General features: G+C 69.9%; 6 protein-coding genes and 1 pseudogene. 3 read left to right on the top strand and 4 right to left on the bottom strand.

Going from position 1 to position 5,750, the window contains the following annotated elements; all coding sequences use genetic code 11:
• On the bottom strand, positions 1 to 1,269 hold a 1,269-nt coding region (locus ETD86_RS52090; RefSeq protein WP_138674020.1), incomplete at its 3' end, for an MFS transporter.
• Positions 1,266 to 1,838, bottom strand: coding sequence for a TetR/AcrR family transcriptional regulator (locus ETD86_RS52095; protein ID WP_138674021.1), 573 nt, complete (start codon positions 1,836 to 1,838; stop codon positions 1,266 to 1,268). The genes ETD86_RS52095 and ETD86_RS52090, both read right to left, overlap by 4 nt.
• Positions 1,839 to 1,946: 108 nt before the next feature.
• On the opposite strand from ETD86_RS52095, the pseudogene ETD86_RS58860 reads away from it, so the two are divergent.
• Together ETD86_RS58860 and ETD86_RS58865 are read left to right on the top strand one after the other, a co-directional pair.
• Positions 1,947 to 2,063: pseudogene (locus ETD86_RS58860) on the top strand (TetR family transcriptional regulator); the annotation flags it as partial.
• 94 nt (positions 2,064 to 2,157) lie between these two features.
• Positions 2,158 to 2,349, top strand: coding sequence for a hypothetical protein (locus tag ETD86_RS58865; protein ID WP_246149489.1), 192 nt, complete (start codon positions 2,158 to 2,160; stop codon positions 2,347 to 2,349).
• Here ETD86_RS58865 and ETD86_RS52105 read toward each other — a convergent pair.
• Both ETD86_RS52105 and ETD86_RS52110 read right to left on the bottom strand, forming a co-directional pair.
• Positions 2,287 to 3,861 carry a WS/DGAT/MGAT family O-acyltransferase gene (locus tag ETD86_RS52105; RefSeq protein ID WP_138674022.1) on the bottom strand — a complete coding sequence of 525 codons (1,575 nt, stop codon included), beginning with the start codon at positions 3,859 to 3,861 and terminating at the stop codon, positions 2,287 to 2,289. The genes ETD86_RS58865 and ETD86_RS52105 overlap by 63 nt on opposite strands.
• 142 nt (positions 3,862 to 4,003) lie before the next feature.
• The gene (locus ETD86_RS52110; RefSeq protein WP_138674023.1) at positions 4,004 to 5,050 is read right to left on the bottom strand and encodes a sulfite oxidase; all 1,047 of its coding nucleotides are present in this window, start codon (positions 5,048 to 5,050) and stop codon (positions 4,004 to 4,006) included.
• 331 nt (positions 5,051 to 5,381) lie between these two features.
• On the opposite strand from ETD86_RS52110, the gene ETD86_RS52115 reads away from it, so the two are divergent.
• On the top strand, positions 5,382 to 5,711 hold the full coding sequence (locus ETD86_RS52115; RefSeq protein ID WP_138674024.1) for a hypothetical protein: 330 nt from the start codon (positions 5,382 to 5,384) through the stop codon (positions 5,709 to 5,711).
• Positions 5,712 to 5,750 lie beyond the last annotated feature (39 nt).

Consider the following 5,750-nt stretch of genomic DNA (forward strand, 5'->3'; position numbering starts at 1 on the left):
GTAGACGGCCGCGGCCACGCTGCCGAGCACGGCCACGCCGAGCGCCCCGCCGATGTCGTAGCTGGTCTCCTCGATGGCCGCCGCGCTGCCCGACTTCGCGGCCGGCGTACCGGACATGATCACCGCGGAGGCGATCGCCAGCGAGCCGTTCCCGAGACCGATCAGCACCAGCGCGCCCGCCACCGGCCAGTAGCCCAGCGGCGCCGGCGCCACGAAGAGCAGCAGGAACCCCGCCGCCGTCACCGCCAGCCCGCCCGCCAGCACCGTACGGGCGCCGACCCTGGCCGCCAGCGAGGGGGCCAGTGGCGAGGCCACGAGCGCGGCCAGCGCGGCGGGCAGCAGCCGCACCCCCGTCTCCAGCGGCGAGTAGCCCTGCACGAGCTGCATCCACTGCGCGAGCAGCAACAACACCGCGCCCATCGCGATCGCCGTGGTCAGCGCCGTCGTCACCCCCGCCGAGAAGGGGCCGCTGCGGAACAGCCGGAGCTCCAGCAGCGGATCGGGCCGGCGCAGGCAGCGCACCACGAACCAGCCCAGTGTCACCGCCGCGACCGCGGCGGCCACCAGGGCGCTCGCCGACGCCGGGCCGTACTTGCCGAAGCTCTTGACCGCGTACACCAGCGCCACCATGCCGGCCATCGACAACACCGTGGCGAGCGCGTCCCAGCGGCCCGGGCCGGGGTTCCTGGACTCGGGCAGGAGCACCAATCCCGCGGCGATCGCCGCCGCCATGACCGGCACGTTCACCAGGAACGCCGCATGCCACGTGAAACGCTCCAGCAGCACCCCGGCCACGATCGGCCCTGACGCGGCGCCCACCGCGGCCATCGCCGACCACACGCCCAGCGCCTTGGCCCGCTCGCCCGGATCGGGGAAGAGGTTACGGATCATGGACAGCGTGGACGGCATGATCATGGCGCCGCCGACGCCGAGCAGCGCCCGTACCGCGATCACCTCCGCCGGGTCGTCCACGAGCAGCACCGCCAGCGAGGCCAGCCCGAACACCGCGAACCCGGTCAGCAACATCCGCTTGCGACCCCACCGATCGCCGAACGCGCTCACCGTGACCAGCAGTCCCGCCAGCACCAGCCCGTACGTGTCGACGATCCACAACAGCTCGACGGAGCTGGGCCGCAGGTCCTCGGAGATGGCCGGCAGCGCGACGTTGAGCACGGTCATGTCCATGACCACGAGCAACAAACTGGCCGACAACACGGCCAGGCCGGCCCACCGCCGCTTCGCCGAGAGCGGGGGCGTGGTGATCGTCATGATTCTCTCCGAGGTACGGCGCCGCGCGCGAACGTGTCGAGGAGCAGCCGGGGGGCGTCCCGGCGGGCGACGTCTCCGCGGCGCAGACCCTCTCGTACGGCCACCATCAGGCCGTAGACGACATCGCTGATCCAGCGGACGGGCAGTTCGGTGCTCAACAGGCCCGCGCGCTGGGCCGCGGTGTAGAAGGCGATCTCGCGTGCCTCCAGCTCCTCGGCGCGGCGCGCCAGCTCCGGGTGTACGGCCAAGGCGTGGTCGGTGAGGCCGAAGCCGTACTCGTCGGCGATCTTGATCAGGCCGATGAGCAGATCGTTCAGCGCCTTCTCCAGCGTCTTCCGATCCCCCGAGGCGGTCGCCGCGTCCAGGCCGGCGGCGAGCTGCGCCTGCTCCCACTGGTCGTGGCCGCGACGGGCCAGGGCCAGCATCAGCTCCTCGCGGTTGCTGAACTGCCGGTGCAACGTGGCCCTGCTGATCCCGACCGCCTCGGCCAGCTGGGCCACGGAGGCGGACGGGTCCTTGTTGAGGTGCTGGATCGCCGCCGTCATGATCTGCTCTCGGCTCATCGCCATCTGGACACCGCCGTATCGTTTGCGACAATCTTGTCTCAAATGCTACATGATTGACTCATCGGAAGTGCCGCGTGCGTCGGCATGGCGATGAAGCCCGCAGGCGGCGTTATGGTTCGTGCTGTGGTGACGGGTGACGCGCGCACGCGCATCCTGGACGCGGCAGAGGAGCTGTTCGCGGGCTCCGGCTACGAGGCCACTCCGACTGCGGTCATCGCCAGGCTCGCGAGAGTGCGCAAAAGGCTGATCTTCGACTACTTCCCGCACAAGATCGAGGTACTGGTCGCTCTTGTCAACGAGCGCACGCACATCGAAGAGGGGCGTGACGTCGACGCGGTCCCCGGCGACCCGGCGGGCACCCTCGCCAGGCTCGCGCGGGGACGCGGCCAGGCTGGAGGTGGCGGCGGCCACGTTCGCCGCCGTCCTGCTCTACCAGGAGAACCTCTGGCAGCTAACGGGCCACCAGATCGACCCCGACGCCGTCGCGGAACTCATCGCCCACTCGCTCGTCTAGCAGCTCCTCCAGCGCCGTGCGCAGGTGCCGGAGCAGGCTCCACACGTCGTCCACGCGCTCGGGGCAGGCGACGATGCCGAAGTCGAGCATGCCGTCGTACGAGAAGCAGGTGATGTTCAGGCCGCCGCTCACGTCGGTCAGGACCGACAGCGGATAGTACGACAGCACCCTCCCGCCGCACAGGTACAGCGGGAACTGCGGGCCCGGCACGTTGCTGATGATCAGGTTGATCGGCGGGAACGCCATCCCCGCCAGCCGGAAGATCGCCGGCGTGGCCAGGCTGGTGACCGGGGCGGGCAGCATCGAGCACAGCTCGCTCAGCCAGGTCGCCGGGGCCAGCGCGAACCGCCGCTTGGCCCGGCTCATGGTCGCGCCGACCGCCTGGAGGCGCTCGCGCGGGTCGGGAACGTTCGTCGGCATGGGGGTGACCATGGCGGAGATCTGGTTGCCGACCAGGTCTTTGGCTCCGGCCGTACGGACCGCCACAGGGACGGCGACGATCAGCGGCTCCTCCGGCAGCGCGTCGCGCTCGTGCAACCACGAGCGAAGCGCCGATGTGCACAGGGTCATGACGACGTCATTGACGCTCATGCCGTTGGACTTGGCCACCATCTTGACGTCCTTGAGCGGCAGCGAGCCGATGGAGAGATGGCGGCGGGCGCTGACGGGGCCGTTGAACGGGGTGCGGGGGACCGACAGGCTGGGCAGCTCGGGGCGGTCGGGCCGGTCGCGCACCACCGTCCGCACGGCCTTGGCGATCAGCTTCGCGCCCGGCACGCAGGCCGCCAGCGGGATGGCGTCCAGGTCCCCTGCCGCCCTGACGACGGACCGCATCGCCCGGACCGGGTGGGTGGCGGTATGAACGGCGGCGCCGGCCAGCATGCCGATCAACCCCGGAGACTCCGCCGGCTGACCGCCCTGGAGGGAGGCACGATCGTGTTCACCGGTCGCGGGCGTGGCGCCGGCCGTGCGGCGGCCGTCCGCCGTGGTGTTGCTCGGCCTGGCCGTCGTGGGGAGCCTGCGGCGGGTGAGGTGGCCGTCCGGGGTGAGGTCGAGCAGGGTCGCCAGGGTCTCCGCGCCCGAGATGCCGTCGATCGCGGCGTGATGCACCTTCGTGTAGATGGCCACCCTCCCCGCCGGCAGTCCGTTGATCAGGTGCATCTCCCAGAGCGGATGCGCCCGATCGAGCCGGCGGGCGTGGATCTCCGCCACGGCCTCGGCCAGCTGCCAGTCGTCTCCCGGCGCGGGCAACGTCAGCTCGAACAGATGGTTGCCGATGTCGAAGTCGGGATCGGGCACCCAGTACGGACGGTCCAATCCCAGAGGGACCTCGGCCAGGCGCAGGCTGAGCGCGGGGGACAGGTGCAGCCGGTCGAGCAGCAACTCCGTGAGAGCGTCCCGGTCGACCGACCCGTTCGCCGAGTCGAGTATCGCCAGCCCCGCCACGTGCGCGGCGGTGGTCGCCGTCTCGACATTGAGGAACTGGGCGTCGAGCGCGGTCAGCTGGCGCATCTGCTCTCCTTTTCCCGGCGTAGGTGCAGCATCACATGAGGGGATTTCCAGAAGGTTTCCGCGAGAGTCTTCCAGATGAATTCAGGTGCGCCGCACGGCGGAAAAGGAAAGCTCCAGCTCAGCCGCGATCGGTGACAATTACCTATCCAATGGCAACGTGAATCGGGTGTTGCACGACCGCGTCGAAGTGATAGCCGGACGGATGCCGCGGCGTGATCAGGGGTTGCGTGGCGCCGGTCTCGTCGGTCGCCCTGGCCATGAGCACGTACCGCCCCGCGCGGCGAGGCGCCCACGCAATGTGCCACGGCAGCCATGCTCCGACCAGGTGATGCCCGTGATGCTCGGCCACGCGCCAGCTGAGCCCGCCGTCGAAGCTGACCTCGACCCGGACGATCCTGCCCCGGCCCGACCAGGACCGGCCGTGCAGGATGTGCGGCCCGTTGATGGGCAGGACGGCATTCCAGGCGAGCTCGAAGGCGCTCTTCACCGGTTGCGTGGTGACCTCCGCGTAAAAGACCGTGTTCCACGGGGTGAAGAGCTCGTGCGTGGAAACTTCGATGTCGCCGAGCCATTTGATGGACGCAATTCCCGCCCATCCCGGCACCACCAGTCGCACCGGAAATCCGTGATCGGGAGGCAGCGGCTCGCCGTTCATCTCGTACGCCACCAGCACGTCGTCCATGGCCTTCTCGATCGGCAGCGGCCTGCGTACGTGACCGTAGTCCTCGAACGGCGCGTCCAGCCCCGACGGCAGCACGTCCACGGCCCCAGGGAGCACGTCCACCTGCTTGAGCAGGTATCTCAACGGCACCCCGCGCCACCGCGCGACCCCGATCGCCCCCAGGCCCCACTGCGTGCCGGGGGCGGGGTCGTGTTGTTGCGTCCCGTAGAACCGCCGCCCGTTGCCCGCGCATTCGATCGCCAGATCGTACGTCCGCGACGGCAAGGCCCGGAGCTCGTCGTAGCCGAACGCGCGCGGACGTCGGAGGCCGGCGCCGTGCAGTCGCAGCCGCCAGGTGGTGACGTCGATGAGGGGGGTGTAGGTGTGGTTCCGCACGAAGAACCGGTCGGTCGGCGTGTGGTATCCCTGCCCCGACATGGCCTCCCATCGCATCTCGGCACTCGCCCCGTGCACCCTGAACAGGTGGCCGGGCAGCGGCTTCACGATCGTCGCAGTGGCTTGCTCCATCGATCCCACCTCCGGTAACAGTTATTTCCTACCTGTAAACCATTTAATCTCCTCTCACTTGACTTCGGCACCCCTCATCGCCGACCCCGAACCTCTGTGCACCTGATCGGGAACGTTCCAGTGCCCCTCTCCCCGGCCACTACCCGGCCTCCCTGCCTTCAGAACCGCAGCCCTGCCCCATGACGTTCCCGCCTCGTCGGCCAGTGCCTCGGGCGGGTGCGGAGGGTGTGCGGCACGCCAAGGTGTGGGCAAAATGCCCCTACTTATGGTGTTAAGTCGGGATCCATGAGCAGGGTCTTGCCCACGTGTGTTCGTCGGAAGGGGCCCGATCATGAGAGCAGCGACGCGCATCTTCGCCGGCGCCGCCGCCACTGTGCTCGCCCTCGGCGGCCTCGGCCCGGCCGCCGCCAACGCCGCACGTGAGCCCTCACCCGCGACGGAGACCTGCAGGTACGTCGTCCAGGCCGACAAGGCGGTGCCGGTCAGGTCGGGGCCAGGCAAGAAGCACGAGGAGCGGGGCCGGCTGGAGCCCTCGGACGACCCGCACAAGGCCACCTGTGCCGCCAGAGGGCGTGGTCCCGAGCACTGGGTGCGGCTCAAGAGCGGGGAGTTCGAGGACCTGTGGGTCTGGCGCAATCGGCTCCAGCCCTGGAGCGGATGACCGCCCGGACCGCCCGCCCGGACCGACCACCCCCCGGAC

The sequence above is a fragment of the Nonomuraea turkmeniaca genome, from assembly GCF_005889735.1.
In the GTDB taxonomy this organism is placed as follows: domain Bacteria; phylum Actinomycetota; class Actinomycetes; order Streptosporangiales; family Streptosporangiaceae; genus Nonomuraea; species Nonomuraea turkmeniaca.

Coding starts and splice junctions, on each gene's coding strand:
- ETD86_RS52095 (WP_138674021.1), bottom strand. CDS start 1,838: ATGGCGATGAGCCGAGAGCAGATCATGACGGCGGCGATCCAGCACCTC.
- ETD86_RS52105 (WP_138674022.1), bottom strand. CDS start 3,861: ATGCGCCAGCTGACCGCGCTCGACGCCCAGTTCCTCAATGTCGAGACG.
- ETD86_RS52110 (WP_138674023.1), bottom strand. CDS start 5,050: ATGGAGCAAGCCACTGCGACGATCGTGAAGCCGCTGCCCGGCCACCTG.
- ETD86_RS52115 (WP_138674024.1), top strand. CDS start 5,382: ATGAGAGCAGCGACGCGCATCTTCGCCGGCGCCGCCGCCACTGTGCTC.